Here is a 22,633-nt window from a genome sequence, read left to right as displayed (position 1 = left end):
AACGGCATCGCGCAGGCGTCCGCCCCGCCCACGCAAGCAGCGGGCAGGGGAAGGCCGGGCCGCTCGCGGCGACGGGCTCGGTTCTGAGAGTGTCCTGGGCAAGCCAGGTATTCGGGTGCGCGAGGCGCAGCGTGCGGAAATCGGGACTGGAGGACCTGAGGCCGGCGCCACGCCGGGAAGCGTGGCCGCCCGGCTGGATGGAGCCCGCACGGGAAGGAGCGCGGATTCTGGACGCAGGCAGCGTGGCGCGTCAATTCACCTGGCGCTCGGCACCACTCGCCGAAAGAACCATTGCCCTGTCGGCCGGTCTTGAGGATGCTGAGCGAAATTTTCCAAGGTGCCCGGATGACCTCCGCTCCCGATCCCACGAGCCGCTCCCTGGTGCTCGACAACGGCCTCACCGTGCTGCTGCGCCATGTGCCCAGCGCGCGTCAGGCCGCGGCAGTGGTGCGGGTGGCGGCCGGCAGCCACGACGAGCCCGCAGCCTGGCCCGGGCTGGCGCATTTCATCGAGCACCTGCTGTTTCTCGGGGGCCATCGCTACCCGGGCGACCAGCGGCTGATGCCGTTCATCCAGGCCTGCGGTGGGCGCCTCAATGCCAGCACCCAGGCCCACCACACCGACTACTTCTTCGAGCTGCCGCCGGCCGCGCTGGACGACGGCCTGGCGCGCCTGCTGGACATGCTCGCCACGCCCCGGCTGGAGGTCGAGGCGCAACTGCGCGAGCGCGAGGTGTTGCAGGCCGAGTACCAGGCGCGCGCCGCCGATGCTTCGACCCTGGCCCAATCCGCCCTGGCTGCGGCGCTGGCGCCGGGGCACCCGCTGGCGGATTTCCATGCCGGCAACCGCGCCAGCCTGGCGGTGGAAGACCCGGTATTCCAGGGCGCGTTGGCGCTGTTCCATCGCAGTCACTACCAGGGCGCGCGCATGCGCCTGGTATTGCTGGGCCCCCAGCCTCTCGATGAGCTGGCCGAGCTGGCGCGGCGACACGGCGCCCTGTTGCCTGCGGGGGCACCGGCCGGTGAGCGCCAAGTACCGCCCCTGTTGCCCTTGTTCAGCCACAGCTTGCGCCTGTGCCTGCCCGGCGCACCCCGTTACTGGTTGGCCTTCGCCCTGGAAGGGCAGCCCGCCACGCTGCCCCAGGCGGTGGACCTGTTGCGTGAGCTGCTGCAGGACGAAGCCGATGGCAGCCTGCAGGCCTGGCTCGGCGAGCAGGGGCTGTGCGACGGCTTGCAGCTATCGGTGCCCCATCTCGACCAGGGCCAGGCGTTGCTGGTGCTGGACATCGCCCTGGCCGACGCTCATCTCGACAGCCGTGCTCGCCTGGAAGCGGCGCTGTTTCACTGGCTCGCGGCCCTGCGCGAGCAGGAGCCCTGGCAGGACCTGCTCGCGCGCCACCCGATGCGCACCGGCCATTCCCGACCGGCGCCGCTGGAGCAGGCACGCAGCCTGATGGAGCGTGACCCCGGGCAAGCGCCGCTGGACGCGCGCAGCCTGCATCGGCTGCTGGCCCAGTTGGCGCCGCCCCGGCTTGTTCGGCTGTTCGCCAGCGGGGAGCCCTTGCAAGGGCGGGTGGAGGTGGCCGGGTTCCAGCTCGAACTGGAAGAAGCCGGCGTCCCGGCCTGGCCGGTGATCGACGCGCGCTGGCGTTTCGCCGGCGTACCGGTCTTCAGCCCCTTTGCGGTCCCGGCTGCCTTGGGTGCGTTGGGCGAAGTGCCGTTGATCCAGCACCCGGGGGACGCCGAACGCGCGGCGCTGTTCCTGCGCTGGCGCCTGCCTGCCGGGCTGTCCACGGCGGGCTTCTACCCGGCCCTGCAACGGGCGTTGCGCTCGACCCAGAGCCGGGCGCAGCAGCAGGGCATCAGCCTCGACTTCATCGAGCAGGGGCGGGATTGGCGGCTGGCCCTGCGCGGTGCCGCTGAAATGCTGCCGGCGGTGCTCGACGCGACGTTCAGGGTGCTGCTCGAACCGCCCCTGGCCGCCTGTGACCAGGGGTTGCGCCTGCACCGGGCCTGGCTTAAGCGCCAGGCCGCCGAATTGCCCATCCGCCAGTTGTTGCAGCACCTGCCGGATGTGCTGGACGCCGCCGTGCCTCGCACCGAGGTGGCCCGGGCGGTAACGCCCGCCCGCCTGGCCGGGCACTGGGCGCATGCCGCCTGGGATGTCATGACCGTCGGCCTCGACGCCGGGCAGCGGGAACTCCTGCATGTCCTGCTGCGGCGGTTGCCGGGCCAGCGGCTCCCCCGCGAACACGCCCCGGCGGTGCTGGCGCCCAGCTACCGCTGGCACCGCCCGGACGCGGTGGAGGGCGAGGCCGCGCTGCTGCTGTTCTGCCCGCTGCCGGACCGGCACGCCCTCACCGAAGCCAGCTGGCAATGGTTGGCGCGTTGCCTGGAGGCGGATTTCTACCAGCGCCTGCGCAGCGAGCTGCAACTGGGCTACGCGGTGTTCTCCGGCTTCCGCCTGATCAATGGCCAGGCCGGGTTGCTGTTCGGGGTGCAATCGCCCAGCGCCACGGTGGCGCAGGTGCTCGGGCATATCGAAACCTTCCTTGCCGGCCTGGACCAGGCCCTGGGCGATGGCGAGGCCGCGCGCCAGGCCCTGCTGGCGCAATTGCGCGAGGGGGGCGAGGACGACGCCGAGCGCGCCTGGAACCTGCACCTGGCTGGCCACTCCCCCGATTGGCCGCGCCGTGTCGCCGATGCCCTCGAACACGCCACCCGCGATGACTTGCTGGCCGCGCTGCAGGCCCTGCAACAGGGCCGTGGCGGCTGGCTGGTGCTGGCCAACGACGAGCGCCCCGGCCCGCGCTGGCACTGACGCCTACTCCCTTCGCCCCGACGCCACACCCCCCTCATCCCCTACCAAGGCAGCGGTACGACCCCCTCCCCAGGTCGTGCCGACGGCATCGTCCGCCCGTTGCGACTTGCGCGCCGCTACCCTCGGCGAGGCGGCCCGGGTCTTTCCGCCAGGGCCGTACAGGGCGCGCCAAAGCACCGGCGAAACGGCGCCAAGGCCGCATATGGCGGGTGTTCCGGCGTTTCGATAATCGCCTCCGTCACGGCTCGAGCGAGTCGTCCCACCCAGCGGAGAGCGCCATGTACAACAACAAGAACGTCACCATCGGATTCCTGCCCCTCGCCCTCACCACCGGCCTGGCCCTGGCTGCCATGGAACAGGCCAAGGCCGAGATCGTCCTCTACGACAAGGACGACACCACCTTCTCCACCGACGGCTACGTCAACGCCTTCTACGTCAACAGCGACGTCGACCGCGACGGCGAACAGTTCGACCGTCGCCAGTCGCGGGTGAAGATGGGCTTCCTGCCCAACTGGATCGGCTTCAACATGGGCAAGCAGGTGGATGACCTCAAGCTCGGCGCCCGCGCCTCCTTCTGGGTGACCATCAACGACAGCGAAACCAACGGCACCGACACCGCCATCGACGTCCGCCAGTTCTACGGCACCGTTGGCAGCGACTGGGGCGAGGTGCTGGTGGGCAAGGACTTCGGCCTGTTCGCCCGCTCCAACATTCTCCTCGACGAAATGCTCGCCGGTTACGGCCAGGTCAGCGACACCCTGGGCCTGGTGGACGGCGGTGGCGTCTCCTTCGGCAACATCGGCAGCGGCTACCCCTATCCGTTCCCCACCTCGCAGATCACCTACCGCAGCCCCAAGAGCGACGGCTTGCGCCTGGCCGTGGGCATCATGGACCCGGTGGACACCAACGACGACAGCCCCACCGGCAAGGCCTACCAGGAGAACCCGCGCTTCGAATCCGAGCTCACCTACGAGTTCGAACTGGGCGGCGCGCAGATTTACTCCTGGGTCAACGGCGGCTACCAGACCTCCGACAACACCGACCCGGCCGTGGACAGCGTCACCTCCAAGGGCCTGGGCTATGGCGTGCAGGCGAAGATGGGCGACTTCTCGGTGGTGGGCTCCGGCTTCCAGGCCAAGGGCATCAACCCCTTCTTCACCAACAACGCCGGCGAGGCGACCCTGCGTGAAGTGGACAGCGACGGCTACCTGTTGCAGGGCTCCTACCGCTTCGGCAAGAACCGCCTGGCGCTCTCCTACGGCAAGACCAAGGACGACGGCAACGGCGCGGTGAACACCGGCGCCGACTACGAAACCCGCGGCATCGCCCTGTTCCACGACGTCAACGACAACCTCAAGCTGGTGGCCGAATACAACCAGTTCGAAATCGACGGCCACGCCGGCTCCGCGCAGAACGAAGACACCGACACCGTCGCCCTCGGCCTGGTGCTCAACTGGTAAGGCTCCACCCTGCAATGCTCCCTTGTGTTTGGCGGGATGGCGCATGCCTCCCGCCTTTTTTGCGTTCTATGGGGAGTGGTTTCGCCAATGAATTCGCTCCTGTCCTGGCTGGCGACTGAAGTCGCCCCTACAAAGCGTCATGCCACCGATGGGCGCGACCGCTGCGTAGGGTGGAGGTCGCTTTCTACCTCCACCAGGCGGAGCCGGGTCGTGGCACATCGTGATGCCTGATGCCCCCATCGAAGGCGCCCATCCTGCGAAGAGCTCGCAGCTCCGCGTGGGGTGTGCCGCGCGCACCTCGAAGATCCCGCGCACACCCATCCAGGAACGAATGAGTGGCCGGGCCGCTCCCCGAGGCCGAACGCAGTCGTCAGTGCCGCCTCATCCCTTCGAACGAGCCCGTCGCTACCCAAGAAGGATGGGGCGGCCCCGGGGCGCTCCGTAGAATCCACAGCATCTGCAGGCCCATTCGCGAGAGGCGCCCCATGCAACAGCACCAGGACGAGGGCGTGGTCACCGCCATGACCAGCGCCACCGAGGCCGAAGCCGTGGCCCAGGACCTGGCGCGCCAGCTGATCCACCCGCACCTGGGCTTCGTGCTGTTCTTCTGCTCGGCGGAGTACGACCTGCCGGCCCTGGGCGCGGCGCTGGAGCAGTATTTCGGCGGCATCGAGCTGGTGGGTTGCACCAGCGCCGGCGAAATCACCCCCAACGGCTACGGGCGCGGCTGCGTCAGCGCGGTGGGTTTCGACTACCGCAGCTTCTCCATCGGCAGTGCGCTGATCGACGAGATGGAGCGCTTCAGCCTGATCGATGCCCAGCAGCTGGTGGAGCGCCTGGTCAGCGACTGCCGCAGCAACTCCCTGGCGCCGATCAAGGACCACAGCTTCGCCCTGACCCTGCTCGACGGCCTCTCCAGCCGCGAGGAAGTGGTGCTCGCCGCCCTCAGCGCGGCCTTCGGCAGCATCCCGCATTTCGGCGGCTCGGCCGGCGACGACAACCACCTCACCCACACCCACGTCTACCACGGCGGCCAGTTCCACACCGGCGCGGCGGTGGTGGTGCTGGTCAATACCCAGCTGGATTTCGAAGTCTTCAGCACCCACCACATCCTGCCCAGCGACGAGAAGCTGGTGGTCACCCGCGCCGACAGCGCCAGCCGCCGCGTCTTCGAACTCAACGCCGAGCCCGCCGCCCAGGAATACGCCCAGTGGATCGGCGTGCCGCTGGCGGCACTGGACCACCGCCTGTTCGCCGCCCACCCGCTGGCGGTGCGGGTCAACGACCAGTACTACGTGCGCTCCATCCAGCGGGTCAACGACGACCTCAGCCTCAGCTTCTACTGCGCCGTGGAGAACGGCATCGTCCTCACCGGCATGCGCCCGGGGCCGCTGCTGCCCAACCTGCAGGCCCTGTTCCAGCGCCTGGAGCAACGCCTCGGCCCGCCGCTGCTCACCATCGGCTGCGACTGCTTCCTGCGCCGCCTGGAGATCGAGAGCGATGGCGGCGTCGAGCAGACCGGCGAATTCCTCCGTCGCCAACGCGTCATCGGCTTCAACACCTACGGGGAACAGTTCAATGGCATGCACATCAACCAGACCTTCACCGGTGTCGCCATCGGGCGTCGCCCCGGCAATGCAAGTCGCTGACTACGAAGCGCGCATCGCCCAGCTGGAAAGCGACAACCACAAGCTCAAGCGCATCAACGCCGCGCTGATCGAGCGGGTTGAATCCAGCGCCGCCCGCCGCGACGATGCCTACGCCGCCTTCCAGCACTCGGTGGTCCTGGCCGAACAGGTGCGCGAACGCACCGACGCGCTGAACCAGGCCATGTCCGAACTCAAGGCCAGCAACCAATTGCTCAGCGACGCCCGGCTGCGCGCCGAAACGGCCCACCAGCACTTGGTGGATGCCATCGAAAGCATCTCCGACGCCTTCGTGCTGTTCGACAAGGAGCAGCGCATCGTCCTGTTCAACAGCCGCTTCAAGTCCTTCTGGGCCAACAGCCGCGCGCGCATCATCAGCGGCACCCGGCTCTCGGAGATCAAGCGCCTGGCCGAAAGCACCGGGCTGATCGTCGAAGAACAGCGCAGCAGCGACAACGAACACAGCCTCTACCGCCTGCAGGACGGGCGCTGGGTGCAGGTCAGCGAGCGGCCCACCCGCGAGGGCGGGCTGGTGATCCTCTACACCGACATCACCGACCTGAAGATCAGCGAAACCATGCGCCGCGAGCAGGCCCTGGCGCAGAAATCGCGCCTGCTCCAGCGCGCCGTGGACAACCTCTCCCAGGGCATGGCCATGGTCGGCGCCGAAGGCACCCTGGAGCTGTGGAACCACCGCTTCCTCGAACTCTGCGGGCTGGCGCCGATCCAGGCGCACCGGCCCTTCGCCGAAGTCATGGCCGACAGCGAGCTGGCGCTGCTCACCCCGCAGACCCGCGACGCCGAAGGCCGCCCGGTGCGCGAACTGGAGCAGCGCCTGTTCGATGGCCGCATGCTCGAAGTGCGCACCCACGCGCTGCCCACCGGCGGCTTCGTCAACACCTTCACCGACATCACCGAGCGCTACCGCCACGCCGAGACGCTGGCCGAGAGCGAACGCTGGATCCGCCTGATCACCGACCACGTGCCGGCGCTGATCGCCTACCTCAACGCCGACCTGGTCTACGAGTTCACCAACAAGGTCTACGAGGAGTGGTACCGCTGGCCGCGCGGCGGCATGCTCGGCCAGCGCCTGCGCGAGGTGCACAGCGAGGAGCACTGGCGGCGCCTGGAGCCCTATGTGGAGCGGGCGCTGTCCGGCGAGAGCGTCACCTTCGAGGTGGCCGAGACCAACCTCAACGGCCAGGAGCGCTACATGCTGCGCTCCTACGTGCCCAACCGCCTGGCAAGCGGCGAGGTGGTCGGCATCTTCGTGCTGATCCGTGACATCACCGAGCGCCGGCGCACCGCCGAGGCCCTGCACCTGGCCTACCAGAACCTGGAGCAGCGGGTGCGCGAGCGCACTGCCGAGCTCACCCAGCTCAACGAGCAACTGCTGCGCGAGATCGGCGAGCGCAGCCAGGTGGAACTGCGCCTGCGCGAGGCCAAGCGCGAGGCCGAGCAGGCCAACCTGTCGAAAACCAAGTTCCTCGCTGCGGTCAGCCACGACCTGCTGCAACCGCTGAACGCTGCGCGGCTGTTCACCAGCGCCCTGCAGGAGCAACGCGAGCAGGCGGTGAGCACGGCGCTGGTGCGCAACATCAGCAACTCGCTGGATGACGTGGAAAGCCTGCTGGGCACCCTGGTGGACATCTCCAAGCTCGACGCCGGGGTGATCAAGCCCGACATCGCGCCCTTCGCCGTCGCCGAGTTGCTCGACAACCTCGCCGTGGAGTTCCGCCAGGCGGCCGCCAGCGAAGGGCTCAGCCTGCACTTCGTGCCCAGCTCGGCGCTGGTGCGCAGTGACATCCAATTGCTGGCGCGCATCCTGCGCAACCTGCTCAGCAACGCCATCCGCTACACCCCCAGCGGCCGCGTGCTGCTGGGCTGCCGGCGGCATCGGCAGAGCCTGTCCATCGAGGTCTGGGACAGCGGCATCGGCATCGCCGACGACAAGCTCAAGGAGATCTTCCAGGAGTTCAAGCGCGGCGACTCGCAGCGGCCCAAGCAGGACCGGGGCCTGGGTCTGGGCCTGGCCATTGTCGACAAGATCGCCGGCATGCTCGGCCACCGCATCCAGGTGCGCTCGCGCCTTGGCCACGGCTCACGCTTCTGCGTCGAGGTGCCCCTGGCCAAGCGCGCGCCCCGGGCGCGGGTCGAGGCGAGCACCCCGGAAATGCTGGTGGAGCGCCTGCGCGGCTCGCGGGTGTGGGTGCTGGATAACGACGCAGCCATCTGCGCCGGCATGCGCACCCTGCTCGAAGGCTGGGGCTGCCAGGTAGTCACCGCGCTCTCGGAAGAGGACCTGGCCCGCCAGGTGGACAACTACCACGCCGACGCCGACCTGCTGATCGCCGACTACCACCTCGACAACGGCCACAACGGCGTCGACGCCGTCGCCAGCATCAACGCCCGCCGCGGCACCGCCTTGCCCGCCCTGATGATCACCGCCAACTACAGCAACGAACTCCGCCAGCAGATGCGCGAACTCGGCCACACCCTGATGCACAAACCCGTTCGCCCGATGAAGCTCAAGGCCGCGATGAACCACCTGATCGAGCGGGGCGGGTGAGTCGAGGCGGGGGAGCTTGGGCGTCGCGGGTTGCACCCGCCCTACGGTCTGCCAGCCACCAGGAAGTCCGGGCATGTGTAGGGTGGAGGTCGCTTTTTACCTCCACCGCCCTCAACGCCGCAGGTACGCCGCGAAGTCGATATCCCCCGCGCAGAGGATCGCCTGCACACGGTTGTGCACGTTGAGCTTGCGCAGGATGGCGGAGACGTGGGCCTTGACCGTGGTTTCGGCGATGTCGAGGTTGTAGGCGATCTGCTTGTTCGATTCGCCCTTGGTCATGCGCTCGAGCACCAGCAGTTGCTTGCGGGTCAGCGCCTGGAGCAGTTCCGGGGGGATGCCGTGTTCGTCCTGGTGGCTGCGCCGGGGCGAGCTCTTCTGGGTGCGGATGATGTCCGAGGGCAGGTAGACGTTGCCGTTGAGGATCTGCTCGATGGCGTCAGTCATCTGCGCCCGTGGCGAGGACTTGGTGATGAAGCCCACCGCGCCGTAGGTGATCGCCTGCAGCACGATCTGCTTGTCCTGCTCGGCGGAGACGATCACCACCGGGATGGTCGGCGCCTCGTTGCGAAGGTTGATCAGGCCGTTGAGGCCGTGCATGCCGGGCATGTTCAGGTCGAGCAGGATGAGGTCGAGGTCTTCGTGTTCCTGGGTCAGGCCCAGGGCGCTGTCGAGGTCGGCGGTCTCCATCACTTCGCTGTCGGGGAAGCCGTCGCTGATGACGTTGTGGATGGCCTCGCGGAACAGCGGGTGATCGTCGGCGATCAGGATCTTGTACATGGCCATTCACCTCATTGTTCTGATTATGGAGGGGCTGTCGGGCGCGGATTCAGGGCAGGGGCACGGGCTCGGCGGGTTGCAGCGGCAGGCCGGCCTGTTCCCAGGCGTCGATGCCGTCACGGTACCAGTAGAGATTGCGGTAGCCCAGTGCATGGGCGCGCCGTTGCGCGTTCCAGCTCAACCAGCAGTCGGAACGGCAGTAGAACACCAGCGGCCAGTGCAGGTCGTCCTGGCTCGCCTTCTTCAGGTTTTCGGCGAAGTAGGCCTGCCAGCGCGCGTCCAGCTCGCCGTTGCCGGTGTTGGCCAGCCACAGGCTGCCGGGCAGGTTGGCGTGGGGCTCGTCGGCGATGAAGCGGCCTTCGAGGAACTGGCGGCGGTAGACGTCGATGAGTTGCGTGCGCGGGTCGCGTTCCAGCAGCTGGCGCAGGCCGGGGGTGTCCAGGGTGCGGGCGTGGTCGGCCTCGGCGGGCGTGGGGCTGCGGTAGCGGTCGGTGCGGTAGCCGTCCGCGGAGAACAGCGATGGCTCGGCGTCGGCCCGGGCGGCGGCCGAAAACAGGAGGGACAGGCACAGCAGTGAGGCGATGAGGACTCGCATGGCAGGCATCTCTTTATTCTTATGGCCCGCATTACAAGCCAGCCGCGCGCCTTTGGAAATCCTACGTTGGAGAGGGAAACCCGTACCAAAGTAGTAGTTTTCCCGCCTCAGCCGGCCCGGCGCAGCGCCGCGTGCTGCGGGTTGAAGCTGGCCACCGCCGCCACCGCGAAGACCAGCGTCAGGCCCAGGCACACGCCGAGCGCCAGCGGGTTGAGCCGCTCGTACAGGGCGAAGCGCACCAGCTCCACCGCGTGGCTGAAGGGATTGGCCGCGCACAGCCAGTACAGCCACTCGCTGGCCTCGCGCATCTTCCACAGGGGGTAGAGCGCCGAGGAGAGGAAGAACAGCGGGAAGATCACGAAATTCATCACCCCGGCGAAGTTCTCCAACTGGCGGATGAAGTTCGACAGCAGCAGCCCCAGGGCACTGAGCAGCAGCGCCGCCAGCAGCAGCGCGGGCAGGGCGGCGAGCAGGCCCCAGGCCGGTGGTTGCACGCCATAGAGCCAGGCGATGGCGAGGAAGGCATACACCTGCAGCAGCGACACCAGCGCGGTGGCCAGCAGCTTGGCGCCGAGCAGGAAGGGGCGCGGCAGCGGGCTGGTGAGCAGCACGCGCATGCTGCCCATCTCGCGGTCGTAGACCATCGACAGCGAGCCCTGCATGCCGTTGAACAGCAGGATCATGCAGGCCAGCCCCGGGACGATGTAGGTCTCGTAGGTGATGTAGGTGGCGTAGGGGTCGATGATGGCGATGCCCAGCGCCGCGCGGAAGCCGGCGGCGAACACCAGCAGCCACAGCAGCGGCCGCACCAGGGCGCTGAGAAAGCGCGAGCGCTGCAGCACGAAGCGCAGCCACTCGCGCCCGACGATACCGCGCAGGCATTGCCAATAAGCACCGGCGTTCATGCCCGCGCCCTCGGCCGGGTGAGCTCGCCGAAGGCACCGGCCAGGCCGCCGCCATGGGCCGCACTCAGCTCGCCGGCGGTGCCGGAGGCCACCAGGTGGCCCTGGTCGAGCACCAGCAGGGCGTCCTCGCCGCGTACTTCGTCCAGCAGGTGAGTGGTCCACAGCACGCCCAGGCCTTCGTCGTCGCACAGTTGGCGCACATGGTGGTTGAGGGCCTGGCGGCTGGCCGGGTCGAGGCCGACGCTGGCCTCGTCGAGCAGCAGCAGGCGTGGGCGGTGGAGCAGGGCACGGGCGATTTCCACGCGCCGGCGGTGGCCGCCATTGAGCGCGCGCACGCTGTCGCGGCGGCGTTCGCCCAGGCCCTGGCGCGCCAGCTCCTGGTCGATGCGCGCGGTCGCCAGCTGGCGTGGCATGCCGTGCAGGGCAGCGTGGTAGCGCAGGTTCTGCTCCACCGAGAGGTCGAGGTCCAGGGTGCTCTGCTGGAACACCACGCCGAGCTGGCGCAGGGCCAGGCGCGGCTGCCGGCGCAGGGAATGGCCGGCGACGCGGATATCGCCGCGCTGCAGGTCGTAAAGGCGGCTGAGCAGCGCCACCAGGGTGGACTTGCCGGCGCCGTTGGGCCCCAGCAGCGCGGTGAAGCGGCCCGGCTCCAGGGCGAAACTCACCTCATCCAGTGCGCGGCGCGGGCCGTAGTCGAAGCCAACGCCCTCCACCTCCAGTGCGTTCATGGCGCCACCACCACGCCCCAGGGGTAGCGGCCGACCTTGATCGACCGGGTCACCTTGAGGCTGTCGACGTCGATCACCGAGACGTCGCCGCTGATGCCGTTGGTGGCCAGCAGGGTCTTCTCGTCGGGGCTGAAGGCCAGGTGCCAGACGCGCCGGCCCACCAGCAGGTAGTCGAGCACCTCCAGGGTTTTCGCATCCACCACCGCCACATGGTTGGCCGGACCCAGGGCGACGAAGGCGTAGCGGCCGTCGCGGGTCAGCTTGACCCCCACCGGTTGCACCTTGTCCGGGTGCACGCCCTTGATCTGGAAGCGCAGGGTCTTCTGGATGCTGCGCGTGGCCACGTCGACCACGGTGACGGTGCCGCCGATCTCAGCCGAAGCCCACAGGCGCTTGCCGTCGTGGTCGAACTCCACATGGCGCGGGCGCTGGTCCACCAGGGTGTTGTCCACCAGCGTCTGGGTCGAGGTGTCGATCCAGTGCAGCATGTTGGTGGTCTCGCTGGTGTTGATCGCCCACTTGCCGTCCGGGCTCACCGCCATGCCCTCGGGCTCCACGCCGACGTCGATCTGCGCCAGCACCTGGCTGCTCTGGGTGTCGACCACCGTGACCAGCGCATCGTCCTCGTTGGAGATGTACAGCCAGCGGTCGTTGGGGTGCAGGGCGAACTGCTCGGGGTCGGCGCCGGAGGGCAGCTCCTTGATGATCTGCCGCGTGGCCAGGTCCATCACCTGCACGGTGTCCGAATCGCTGGCGCAGATGTACAGCAGCCGGTTGTCGCTGGACAGCGCCAGGCCGCGCGGGCGCTTGCCCACCGGCAGGCTGGCGGTGACCGTCAGGCTGTCCATGTCGATCACGCTGACGGCGTTGTCCTTCTCGTTGGAGACGTAGGCGGTGGCGGCGAGGGTGGCGCCGCTGGCCAGCAGCAGCGCGACGCCGAGCAGGGTGAGGGGGAGGCGGGGCATGGCGGGGTCCTTGTTCTTGGCGTTCATGGCGTGGCTTCCAGGGCAGCCTCGGCCAGGCGGCAGCGGCTCTCCGGCGCGTCGTGGCCGAGGGTGTCGAGTTCGCTGAAGGGGTGGAGGAATCCGTCCTGGGGCGAGGTGCTGATCAGCGCGCGTGGCTGGATCAGCTCGATGGGCTGGCGCAACTGGCCGTCCCAGGGGCGGTAGCTCAGCTTGCGGCCCTTGAAGCCGTCCAGCGGCAGGTCCGGCGACAGCTCCAGGGTGCGGATCGCGGCAGCGTCGGTGGCGCCCAGGCGGGTCACTGCGCTGGCGATGCTGCGCACGGCCACCCAGGCGGCGAAGTCGCGGTCGTTCATCCAGCGCCCGGTGAGGGCCTCGAAGCGCTTCTGCAATTGCGCCGCGCCGTAGGTTTCCACCGTCTTGTGCCAGCCCGTGGGCACCAGGCCCTGGGTGCCGGCCACCGGGCGTGGCAGCCAGGTGTTGTAGGGCAGGTATTCGCCGAAATCGCCGCGCTCGTCGGCCACCAGTACGCCGTCATAGTCGTCGGCCTGGGTGAACAGCGGCATGTCGGCCTGGGCGCTGCGGCGCTGTTCGTTGTCGAAGGTCCAGGGCTTCTCGCCGATGATCTTCAGGCCGAAGCGCCCGGCGGCGCGGCGCAGGGCGGCGGCGTAGGCCTGGTCCTCGGGGCGCGGGCCGACCACCAGCAGCCAGCGCTTCCACTGGCGCAGGGCGAGGAACTGCACCAGGGCGTCGGCGAGCATGGCGCGGCTGGGCAGGCTGTGCAGCACGTTGGGCAGGCAGGCGTCGGTGCGCAGCGCATCGTCGGCGGCGCCGGCGTTGAACAGCAGGCTGTCCGGCAGCGCCGCCGACAGCTGGCGCAGCAGGGGCGCCGGTGCGTTGACCACGAACAGGCGCAGGCCCTGGTCATGCTGTTGGCGCGCCGCGTCCAGCAGTTCGGCTTCGCTCTCGGCATTGGCCGCCAGCAACTGGTAGCGCTGCTTGAGGAAGCGCCCGGTGCTGTTGTTGTCGGTGGTCGCCAGCTCGGCGCCGCGCAAGCCGGTGTCGCGGGGCTCGGGGATGACGTTGGACAGCAGCGGCCCTGGGTCGGGGCTGTAGCCGAGGTAGCCGATGCGCACCTCCAGCGGCTGGCGCGCCTCGGCGGCGACGGCGTGGTTGGCCACCAGAGCGGCGGCGGCCAGGGCCAGCAGGTAGGTCAGGGCATAGGGCGCAAGGTGGCGCATGGCGGGGGCTCCCGTTCTTGTAGCGCCAGCCTAGGGCCGCCCCGGGCCTGGGGAAATATGCAGAAAGTAGCGCCGGGGCAGTACCAAGGTAGTAGCCCGGCCGCTCGCCCAAGGCCCTAGCATGGAGGCACAAGAACGAGACCGGGAGGCCCGGCCATGCGTGTGCTCAAGACCCTGTTGCTGCCTGTGCTGCTGATCCTCAGCCTGATCGGCGTGGATGGCTTCCGTGCGTCCCCCGCTGCGCCCCCCGCGGCGTTTTCATCGGGCCTCGGGCGATGAGCACCCTCGGCCGCATCAACCTGCTGGTGGTGCTGTTCTTCGCCGCAGTGGCACTGGTCTGTACCGGGGTGCTGCTGCGCCAGGCCAGCCAGGACGTGCAACGCGAGATGGTGGCCGCGCGCGCGGTGGTCGAGTACCTGCACGAGGCCGCCCGGCGCGATCCCAAGGCCCTGGAGTCGGCCCTGGCGCGGGGCCTGCGCCATGTGCGCATCCACTGGCAGGGCGAGACGCCCTCACAACCACGCGGCCTGGACGCCTGGCTCGGTGCGCGGCTGTTCCCGCCCGCCGAGCAGTACGGCGAGCCGCTGCAACTGGACGATGGCCGCCGCGTGCTGATCAGCGTCGACCCGGCGGACGAGATGGACGAGGTGGAGGACTCCCTCATCCAGTTGCTGGTGCTGTTCGGCCTGGCCCTGGGCCTCAGCCTGCTGGCCATCCGCGTCGCGGTACGCCGGGGCCTGCGGGTGCTCGACGAGCTGCGCGCCGGCTTCGACGAGATCGCCCGGGGCCGCCTGGCGGTACGCCTCAACCAGCCTTCGCTGCACGAGGCACGCCTGCTGGCCGGCCACTTCAACGAGATGGCCAGCACCCTGGAGCAGGTGCGCAATGACAACGCCGAGCTGACCCGCGCCCTGCTGGCGCTGCAGGAGCACGAGCGCAAGCACCTGGCCCTGGCCCTGCACGACGACATCGGCCAGTACCTCGCCGGCATCCGCGCGCAGCTGCTGCTGTTGCGCTCCATGACCGGCCAGACGCCGGGCGCCGGTGCCACCCTGCGCAGCCTGGAGGACAACTGCCAGCGCATGCAGGACAGCTTCCGCGCGCTGGTGCGTGACCTTTACCCCGTGGTGCTGGAGCGCCTGCACCTGGGCGAGGCCATCGAGCTGCTCACCGAGCAGTGGCGCAGCGCCCAGGGCGTCGATTGCCAGTTGCGCCTGGGCGAGGACCTGCCGGTGCTGCCCACCGCCGACCAGGCCCATCTCTACCGCCTGCTGCAGGAAGCCCTGACCAACATCGCCCGCCACGCTGACGCCAGTGCGGTGAGCGTGCGCCTGGAGCGCCGCGGCCGGCGCTTGCGCCTGCTGGTGGGCGACAACGGCCGGGGCGCCTTGCAGCCGCCACGGCCCGGCATCGGCCTGCGTTCCATGCTGGAGCGGGCGCGCTGCCTGGGCGGCGATCTGCGCCTGCGCACCCGCGCCGGCGGCGGCTGGCTGGTGCGCTTGAGCATTCCCCTGGGCGAAGCCTGAACAACCTGGAGAACCTGCGATGAAGATTCTGCTGGTGGACGACCATTCCGTGGTGCGCCAGGGCTATGCCAGCCTGCTGCGCGGCCTGCTGCCCGAGGTGGAGGTGAGCGAAGCGGCCAGCGGCGAGCAGGCCCTGCAACTGGTGCAGGACAGCATTCCCAACCTGGTGGTGATGGACCTCTCGCTGCCGGGCATCAGCGGTCTGGAAACCACCCGCCGGCTGCGCCAACGCCTGCCGCAGTTGCGCGTGCTGTTCTTCAGCATGCACGACGAGCTGCCCCTGGTGCGCCAGGCCCTGGACGCCGGTGCCGCCGGCTACATCACCAAGAACTCCGCGCCCGAGGTGCTGGTGGAAGCGGTGCGGCGCATCCTCGCCGGGCACGCCTACATCGAGCAGCCCCTGGCCACCCAGCTCGCCTGCCACCCGGCGCACCAGGCCGGCGACCCGCGCCTCTCCGGCATGACCCAGCGCGAGCTGGAAATCTTCACCATGCTCGCCCGCGGCATGCCCGCACGCAGCATCGCCGAGCACCTGTGCATCAGCGCCAAGACGGTTTCCAACTACCTGACGATGCTGAAGAACAAGCTGCAGGTCAGCTCCCAGGCGGAGCTGGTGCACCTGGCCATCGATACCGGGGTATTGCGGCTGGGGTGATAGGGCAGGGCATCGGCTCTACTGTGACGACTTGAGCTGAGGACTCGACAGGATGAGTGCGTGCCGTAGGGTGTGCCGTGCGCACCGCCGCACGGTGCCTCCGGCGAGCTCCCGGTGCGCGCAGCACACCCTACGTCCGAAGTGAGCGACGGTTGCATGTTCCGAGGCCAGATGGGGGCCAAAACATGATCCAGGAGCGTGGATGTTTACTCGCGCGGACATCGCGGCTGCAACCACTCCCACAGACCCCCGCCAGGTCATTCCACCTCAGGTCTTCAGCTGGCTGGCGAACTGCCCCACGGCGCTGACCACGCGCTGGGCGCCGTCCTGGATTTCGACGATTACCGAGCCGGCTTCGTTGGCCAGGTTCAGCCCCTGCTCGGCGTGGTGGCGGCTGCTGGACATGCTGTCCACCGCCGCCTGGGCCAGGCTCTGGTTCTGCTGCACGACCTCGACGATTTCCTCGGCCGCCTGGCTGGTGCGCCCGGCGAGCTGGCGCACTTCGTCGGCGACCACGGCGAATCCGCGGCCCTGTTCGCCCGCGCGGGCCGCCTCGATGGCGGCGTTGAGGGCCAGCAGGTTGGTCTGCGAGGCGATGCCGCTGATGGTCTTGATGATCGAGCTGATCAGTTGCGACTGCTTGTCCAGCGCCTCGATGCCCTCGGCCGCGTCCTGCACCTGGCTGGTGATCAGGCGCATGACGTTGACCGTCTGGCTGACCACCGAGGCGCCTTTCTGCGCCGTGGCGTCGGTCTGCTGGGAGGTGCTGTAGGCGATGTTCGCCGCCTCGGCGACGGCCTGCTCCTGGTTCACCTGGTCGGTGATCACGGTGGCGAATTTCACCACCTTGTAGAGCTGGTCGTTGGTGTCGTGCACCGGGTTGTAGGAGGCCTCCAGCCACACTTCGCGACCGTGGGCGTCGATACGCTTGAAGCGCCCGACCACGAACTCGCCGCGCAGCAGCTTGGCCCAGAACTCCCGGTACGCGGGTGAGCTGGATTCCTCCGGATCGCAGAAGACGCTGTGGTGCTTGCCCTTGATCTGCTCCAGGCGGTAGCCCATGGCATCGAGGAAGCGCTGGTTGGCGTTGAGCACCTCGCCCTTGAGGTTGAACTCGATCACCGCGGTGGAGCGCAGCAGGGCATTGATCAGGCCCTCGTGCTCCTTGGCCGTCTCGATGGCACGGGTGTAGTCGTTGGCGCAGATCACGACACTCTCGATCTGCCCGGTCCCTTTGCGGATCGGTTGCCAGATGCAGTGCAGCCAGGCCTCGCGGCCGTCGCCGCGGAGCAGCCGGTACGCGCCGGTGAAGTGCTCGCCGTTGGCCAGGCCCTGGCGCATCTTCTGGTAGTTGGGGTCGCGGTTGAAGGTCTGTGGGATGAGCTCTTCGAGCGTGCGGCCGATGACATTCTCAGTGCGGTACTGCAGCACATTGAGGAAGTTATCGTTGACGAACAGGATGCGACCCTGGAGGTCGATCTCCATCACCAGCATTTCCTGGAAGATGGATTCCTTGATCTGCTGGGCCCGGGCGTTTTCCTCCCGAAGCAGTTCCAGCTCCTTTTTCAAGCGTGTGTTGAACATGGTCGGAACCCGTTGGCTGAGAGTATTGAACCACTTGGTCAGCGCATCGGCCCTGTCGGTACTTTCTTAAGCTCGACAAACGAGAAATTCGACGGGGCGCGGCTACGAAAAAGTGTAGACGCGCTCCGCCTGGTCTTCATTTTTCCCAATCGACGGGGCATTCCCGGCAGCCTTCCATGTTCACCCCCTGGAACGACGCGTAGTGGCGGCGGGCGCCGCTGAGGTCGGCGTTCTCCAGGTTGGCGTCGCCCAGCTTGGCTTCCTGCAGGTTGGCGTCGTTGAGGTGGGCGCCCTTGAGGTCGGCGCGGCTGAGCCAGGTCATTTCCAGGTCGGCGGCGCTGAGGTTGGCGTCGTGCAGCTTGGCGCCGGAGAGGCGGGCGAACTCCAGGTAGGCGGCGGTCAGGTCGGCGCCCTTGAACTGCGCGCCCTGGCCGAACAGGCCCCAGCCCTGCACCGCCACCAGGCGGGCGCCGCTGAGGTTGGCCACGCGCAGGTTGCTCTGCTGCAGGCTGGCGCGGGTCAGGTTGCTGCCCACCAGCTGGGCTTTCTCCAGGTTGGCCAGGTCGAGGTTGGCGTGGCGCAGGTCGGCGCCGGAGAGGTCGGCCCCGGCCAGGTTGATCTTGTGCAGGTCGAGGTTGCGCAGGTCGGCATTGCGCAGGTCGGCGCCCGGGCATTGGCTTTCCGGCTCCAGGCGGCAGCCGCCGATTACCCGGACGGCGTCCTCGGTGGCGGCCTCGGCTTGCGGGGCGGGGGCCTGGGCCCAGGCGAGCCCGACGACCAGCATCAGCAGGGGAAGGAACATGGGCAGGTAGTTCATGACGGCTCCTGGTGCGTGGCAGGGGAGTCGGCGCGCCCGCAGGCGCGCCGGGGAGGGTCAGCGGCTGGCGGTCTTGTTGTCCCAGCTCGGCAGCTTGAACACCCAGAACGAGCCGCCCTGGGCCACCGGCTTGGTCAGCTCGGCCATGTCGCCGCCCCACAGCGGCACGGCGCCGCCGTAGCCGACGGTCACGCCGATGTACTGCTCGCCGTCCTGTTCCCAGGTGATGGGCGGGGAGACGATGCCGCTGCCGGTCTGGAACTTCCACAGCTCCTTGCCGGTTTTCGCGTCGAAGGCCTTGAAGAAGCCGTCGCCGGTGCCGGTGAACACCAGGTTGCCCTTGGTGGCGAGTACGCCGGCCCAGAGCGGCAGGTGCTCGTTGTGCTCCCACACCACCTTGCCGGTGGTCGGGTCCATGGCGCGCAGGCTGCCGACGTGGTCGTCGTACATGCGCTTGATGCGGAAGCCCATGCCCAGGTAGGCGGAGCCTTTCTTGTAGTTGACCTCCTCGGTCCAGTAGTCCTCCTTCCAGTTGTTGGCCGGCACGTAGAACAGGCCGGTGTCCTGGCTGTAGGCCATGGGGTTCCAGTTCTTGCCGCCGAGGAAGGGCGGGGAGACCTCCACCGCCTTGCCGTGCTTCTGGCCCGGCTCGGGCAGGGGCGGGCGCTGGCCTTCGTTCTCCACCGGGCGGCCGGTCTTCAGGTCGATGTGGCTGGCCCAGGTGATGTTGTCGACGAAGGGGAAGGCGTTCTGCAGCTTGCCGTTGGTGCGGTCCACCACATAGAAGAAGCCGTTGCGGTCGGCGTGGGCAGTGGCCTTCACCGTCTTGCCGTCCTTGCCCTTGTAGTCGAACAGCACCAGCTCGTTGTTGCCGGAGAAGTCCCAGGCGTCGTTCGGGGTGTGCTGGTAGAACCACTTCACCTCGCCGGTGCTCGGGTCCACGCCCACCTGGCCGGAGGTGTACAGGCTGTCGTAGTCGTGGGGGTTGCCGCCCTTGGCGGTGCGCGCCCAGGTGTTCCACGGGCCGGGGTTGCCGGCGCCGACGATGATGGTGTTGGTCTCGGCATCGAAGCTGGCGCTCTGCCAGGGGGCGCCGCCGCCGTGGCTCCAGGCCTCGACCTTGCCGGTGGGGGAGTTCTTGTCGTCCGGCCAGGAGGGCGCCTTCACATCGCCCGTGGGGGTGCTGTCCTTGCCGTTGAGGCGGCCCATGTGGCCCTCGACGAAGGGGCGCATCCAGACTTCTTCGCCAGTGTCCGGGTCGCGGGCGTAGAGCTGGCCGACCACGCCGAATTCGTCACCGGAGCTGCCGTGGATCAGCAGCGTCTTGCCGGTCTTCTGGTCCTTGATCAGGGTCGGGGCGCCGGTCATGGTGTAGCCGGCGGTGTGATCGCCGAACTTCTTGTTCCACACCACCTTGCCGGTGTCCTTGTTCAGCGCCACCAGGCGGCCGTCCAGGGTGCCGAAGAAGATCTTGTCGCCGTAGATGGCGGCGCCGCGGTTGACCACGTCGCAGCAGGGGCGGATGTCGTCGGGCAGGCGGTGGTTGTAGACCCACAGGCGCTTGCCGGTCTTGGCGTCGAGGGCGAACACGCGGGAATAGGAGCCGGTGACGTAGACCACACCGTCGCGCACGATCGCCTGGGATTCCTGGCCGCGCTGCTTCTCGTCGCCGAAGGAGTAGGACCAGGCCGGCACCAGCTTGAACACGTTCTGGTCGTTGACCTGGGCCAGGGGGCTCCAGCGCTGGGCGTTGGTGCCCATGCCGTATTGCAGCACGTCCTTGACCGAGACATGGTCGTTGGCGATGTCTTCCCAGGTCACGTTGGCGGCGAAGGCCCCGGCGCTGGCGGCGAGGCCACCGGCGAGCAGGAGGCCCTTGATGGCGAGGCTGAGCGGGCTGGCAGGTTGGGGGTGCGATCTTGTTGTCATGTGTGCGGTTCCCGTGGTCGTTGTGGACCAGTGCGCCACCTGGCGTCCTGGCGCTTCGAATACTGGAAGCGCCACCGCCTGCGGGATACGGAAAAACTCCCGCGCTTGCCGGGAAAACTTCCCAGTGCGGGCATGACTTGGAAGTGCTGCCAAAGCGCCTCGATACACCTCCGCCCGGCCTGCTACCAAGGGAGTAGGGCGCGGCCACCAAAGCAGCATTCGGCCGTTATCGACGGCTCCTTACCATCCTCGTCACCACGCTCCTGCCGAGCGTTTGCCTTGCCCAGCATCTCGAAGAGGATGGAAGTCATGAATAAGCACAACGCCCTGCGTGGCCTGATGTTCCTTGCCGGTCTGAGTCTCACCGGTCTTGCCCTGGCCCACGGTGATGTCGTGCCGCAGGCCGTCAATACCGATGGCCTGGAGCCCCTGGGCAAGGAATGGCGCGACACCAACCCCTACCGCGCGCCCTATGAGAAGAACGCCCTGGCGGTGGAGATCGGTTCCTCGGCCTACAACCAGAACTGCGCCCGTTGCCACGGCCTGGAAGCCAAGTCCGGTGGCATCGCCCCCGACCTGCGCCTGCTCGAAATCAGCGCCGACGGCGACGAGTGGTTCAAGGAACGGGTGATCAACGGCGCGGTGCGCGACGGCGCGGTGTACATGCCGAAGATGGCCGACTTCCTCAGCCAGGAAGCGCTCTGGGCCATCCGCTCCTACCTGGAAAGCGTCCACGTCGAAGAGTGATCGCCATGCGCCTGCTCGCCCTGCTGTGCTGGTTGCTGTGCCTGCCGCTGGCGCAGGCGCAGGTCCGCCCCTATGACGACATCCTCGCCTCGGGGGTGCTCAAGGTCGCGGTCTACGAGAACTTCCCGCCCTACAGCTTCCAGCAGGACGGCCAGGCCCGTGGCGTCGACGTCGACCTGGCCAATGCCCTGGCCGCAGCGCTAGGGCTGAAGGCCGAGCTGATCTGGGTGACCCCCGGCGAGAAGCTCGACGACGACCTGCGCAACTACATCTGGAAGGGCCACTACCTGCGCCCCAAATTGCTCGCGGACCTGATGCTGCGCGTGCCCTACGACCGTGACTACACCGCGCGGCGCAACGACGTGGGCGAGCTGGTCAACGAACAGGTGGTGATCTTCGCCCCCTACCAGCGCGAGCGCTGGCACCTGGTGCACGACACCCGGCGCCTGCCGGTGGTGGACAGCATCGGCGTGTTCCGCCTGCACCCCATCGGCGTCGAGTTGGAGAGCGTGCCGTCCTTCTACCTGACCTCGGTGTTCAACGGCCAGCTCAGTGCCAACACCCGCCACTACCCGAGCCCGGCCGCCGCCTTCACCGCCATGCGGGGCGCCGAGGTGGACGCGGTGATGGCCCTGCGCGGCGAGCTGCAGTGGCTGCTGCACCAGGCCGCCGACCCGGCGCTGCAATCCTCCGACAACACCTACCCCAACCTCGGCCAGCCCCTGTGGGACATCGGCATGGCGGTGCACGAGTCCAACCGCCAGCTTTCCAACGCGCTGGACATGGAGGTGGAGGCGATGGTCCGCGATGGCCGGCTGGCCGCTATATACGCCCGCTACGGGCTGACCTACGAGCTGCCCGGCCTCTACCAGGACGTGCAATGAGGCGGGCCCCGGCCTGCCAGGGAGAACCACCATGCGCCACCTGAACACGCTGCTGCTGGGCTTGTGCCTGGGTGCCCAGGCCCTGGCCGCGCCCGACCCGGGCAAGGACCCGATGCCCTCGGTGATGTGGGACTTCCACCACCAGCGCATCCTCGACGGCGCGCCCTACGTCTTCGACGACCGCGTGCAGCTGCTGGCGCCGCCCTTCGCCGAGGACGCCCGCCAGGTGCCGATCCAGGTGGACGCCCGGGCGCTGCCGGGCAAGGTGACGCGACTCATGGCCTGGGCCGAGCTCAACCCCATTCCCCGGGTGTTCGACTTCCGCCCCGGCGATGCCGTATTGCCGGTGGTGGCGATCCGCATCCGCATCGAGCAGGCCACGCCGATCCGCGCGGCGGCGCTGACCGAGGACGGTGTGTGGCACATCGGCTCGGCCTGGATCGACGCCGCCGGCGGCGGCTGCACCGCGCCCAGCGTGGTGCGCGCGCAACCGGGCTGGGAGGACCGCCTGGGGCAGATCCACGCCGCGCGCTTTCCATTGGGGGACGACGAACGCCTGCGCCTGCGCGTCGACCACCCGATGGACAACGGCCTGGTGGGCGGCATCCCCGAGTTCTTCCTCAACCAGGCCGAACTGCGCGACGCCGCCGGCAAGCCCCTGGCGACCCTGGAGCTGTTCCCGGCCGTGGCCGAAAACCCCACCCTCAGCCTGGACGTGAAGGGCCACGCAGGCGCGCGCCTGTGGCTGCGCGACAACAACGGCAACGAATTCGAAGGGGGGCTCTAGG

At 68.5% G+C, this 22,633-nt stretch carries 19 protein-coding genes; 10 read left to right on the top strand and 9 right to left on the bottom strand.

What is annotated here, in order from left to right:
- Window positions 1-345 precede the first annotated feature (345 nt).
- The 4 genes from pqqF (at window position 346) to nahK (ending at window position 8,495) form a co-directional block, all read left to right on the top strand.
- Window positions 346-2,820, top strand: coding sequence for a pyrroloquinoline quinone biosynthesis protein PqqF (pqqF, locus tag PI990_RS22540; RefSeq protein ID WP_271658536.1), 2,475 nt, complete (start codon window positions 346-348; stop codon window positions 2,818-2,820).
- 278 nt (window positions 2,821-3,098) lie between these two features.
- The gene (locus PI990_RS22535; protein WP_021218526.1) at window positions 3,099-4,280 is read left to right on the top strand and encodes a porin; all 1,182 of its coding nucleotides are present in this window, start codon (window positions 3,099-3,101) and stop codon (window positions 4,278-4,280) included.
- Between the two features lie 485 nt (window positions 4,281-4,765).
- Complete coding sequence (gene nosP / locus PI990_RS22530) at window positions 4,766-5,929, top strand: nitric oxide-sensing protein NosP (RefSeq protein ID WP_271658535.1); 1,164 nt, start codon at window positions 4,766-4,768, stop codon at window positions 5,927-5,929.
- Window positions 5,859-8,495, top strand: a complete 2,637-nt coding sequence (nahK, locus tag PI990_RS22525; protein WP_271658534.1) for a hybrid sensor histidine kinase/response regulator NahK/ErcS' — start codon at window positions 5,859-5,861, stop codon at window positions 8,493-8,495. The genes nosP and nahK overlap by 71 nt, the downstream gene beginning before the upstream one ends.
- A gap of 111 nt (window positions 8,496-8,606) precedes the next feature.
- On the opposite strand, the gene agmR is transcribed toward nahK, so the two are convergent.
- The 6 genes from agmR to PI990_RS22495 all read right to left on the bottom strand — a co-directional run bounded on the left by agmR (window position 8,607) and on the right by PI990_RS22495 (window position 13,703).
- The gene (agmR, locus tag PI990_RS22520) at window positions 8,607-9,272 is read right to left on the bottom strand and encodes a response regulator AgmR (RefSeq protein WP_031287401.1); all 666 of its coding nucleotides are present in this window, start codon (window positions 9,270-9,272) and stop codon (window positions 8,607-8,609) included.
- A gap of 49 nt (window positions 9,273-9,321) precedes the next feature.
- On the bottom strand, window positions 9,322-9,867 hold the full coding sequence (locus PI990_RS22515) for a PQQ-dependent catabolism-associated CXXCW motif protein (RefSeq protein ID WP_442969291.1): 546 nt from the start codon (window positions 9,865-9,867) through the stop codon (window positions 9,322-9,324).
- 107 nt (window positions 9,868-9,974) lie between these two features.
- Window positions 9,975-10,772, bottom strand: a complete 798-nt coding sequence (locus PI990_RS22510) for an ABC transporter permease (protein WP_021218531.1) — start codon at window positions 10,770-10,772, stop codon at window positions 9,975-9,977.
- The gene (locus PI990_RS22505; protein WP_271658532.1) at window positions 10,769-11,500 is read right to left on the bottom strand and encodes an ABC transporter ATP-binding protein; all 732 of its coding nucleotides are present in this window, start codon (window positions 11,498-11,500) and stop codon (window positions 10,769-10,771) included. Before PI990_RS22505 ends, PI990_RS22510 begins: the two co-directional genes overlap by 4 nt.
- Window positions 11,497-12,465, bottom strand: coding sequence for a YVTN family beta-propeller repeat protein (locus PI990_RS22500; protein WP_271658531.1), 969 nt, complete (start codon window positions 12,463-12,465; stop codon window positions 11,497-11,499). The genes PI990_RS22505 and PI990_RS22500 overlap by 4 nt, the downstream gene beginning before the upstream one ends.
- Window positions 12,466-12,488: 23 nt before the next feature.
- Window positions 12,489-13,703 carry an ABC transporter substrate-binding protein gene (locus PI990_RS22495; protein ID WP_271658530.1) on the bottom strand — a complete coding sequence of 405 codons (1,215 nt, stop codon included), beginning with the start codon at window positions 13,701-13,703 and terminating at the stop codon, window positions 12,489-12,491.
- A 156-nt stretch (window positions 13,704-13,859) separates the two neighbouring features.
- Between PI990_RS22495 and PI990_RS22490 the strand changes: the two genes are divergently transcribed.
- From PI990_RS22490 to PI990_RS22480, 3 genes are read left to right on the top strand one after another with little or no spacing between them, the layout of a single operon-like run.
- Window positions 13,860-13,982, top strand: a complete 123-nt coding sequence (locus tag PI990_RS22490; protein WP_021218535.1) for a hypothetical protein — start codon at window positions 13,860-13,862, stop codon at window positions 13,980-13,982.
- Entirely contained in the window at window positions 13,979-15,229 is a 1,251-nt protein-coding gene (locus tag PI990_RS22485) for a HAMP domain-containing sensor histidine kinase (RefSeq protein ID WP_271658529.1), read from the top strand. Before PI990_RS22490 ends, PI990_RS22485 begins: the two co-directional genes overlap by 4 nt.
- Before the next feature lie 19 nt (window positions 15,230-15,248).
- Window positions 15,249-15,884: a response regulator gene (locus PI990_RS22480; RefSeq protein ID WP_043241974.1), complete on the top strand. Its 636-nt coding sequence runs from the start codon at window positions 15,249-15,251 to the stop codon at window positions 15,882-15,884.
- Window positions 15,885-16,151: 267 nt separating this feature from the next.
- On the opposite strand, the gene PI990_RS22475 is transcribed toward PI990_RS22480, so the two are convergent.
- The 3 genes from PI990_RS22475 to exaA form a co-directional block, all read right to left on the bottom strand.
- Complete coding sequence (locus tag PI990_RS22475) at window positions 16,152-17,468, bottom strand: methyl-accepting chemotaxis protein (RefSeq protein ID WP_271658528.1); 1,317 nt, start codon at window positions 17,466-17,468, stop codon at window positions 16,152-16,154.
- 136 nt (window positions 17,469-17,604) lie between these two features.
- On the bottom strand, window positions 17,605-18,285 hold the full coding sequence (locus PI990_RS22470) for a pentapeptide repeat-containing protein (RefSeq protein ID WP_271658527.1): 681 nt from the start codon (window positions 18,283-18,285) through the stop codon (window positions 17,605-17,607).
- 57 nt (window positions 18,286-18,342) lie between these two features.
- A complete protein-coding gene (gene exaA / locus PI990_RS22465) occupies window positions 18,343-20,214 on the bottom strand; it encodes a quinoprotein ethanol dehydrogenase (protein ID WP_271658526.1) in 1,872 nt (623 codons plus the stop codon).
- Window positions 20,215-20,523: 309 nt separating this feature from the next.
- On the opposite strand from exaA, the gene pedF reads away from it, so the two are divergent.
- The 3 genes from pedF to PI990_RS22450 are packed head-to-tail and all read left to right on the top strand — an operon-like array spanning window position 20,524 to window position 22,632.
- Window positions 20,524-20,961, top strand: a complete 438-nt coding sequence (gene pedF / locus PI990_RS22460; protein WP_271658525.1) for a cytochrome c-550 PedF — start codon at window positions 20,524-20,526, stop codon at window positions 20,959-20,961.
- A gap of 5 nt (window positions 20,962-20,966) precedes the next feature.
- Window positions 20,967-21,845 carry a substrate-binding periplasmic protein gene (locus PI990_RS22455; protein WP_271658524.1) on the top strand — a complete coding sequence of 293 codons (879 nt, stop codon included), beginning with the start codon at window positions 20,967-20,969 and terminating at the stop codon, window positions 21,843-21,845.
- A 31-nt stretch (window positions 21,846-21,876) separates the two neighbouring features.
- Window positions 21,877-22,632, top strand: a complete 756-nt coding sequence (locus PI990_RS22450) for a quinoprotein dehydrogenase-associated SoxYZ-like carrier (RefSeq protein ID WP_271658523.1) — start codon at window positions 21,877-21,879, stop codon at window positions 22,630-22,632.
- Window position 22,633 lies beyond the last annotated feature (1 nt).

This window comes from Pseudomonas sp. TUM22785, from assembly GCF_028198105.1.
GTDB lineage: Bacteria > Pseudomonadota > Gammaproteobacteria > Pseudomonadales > Pseudomonadaceae > Metapseudomonas > Metapseudomonas solani.
The sequence above is the reverse complement of the archived record's forward strand: the minus strand, read 5'-3'. Positions and strand labels throughout refer to the sequence as shown.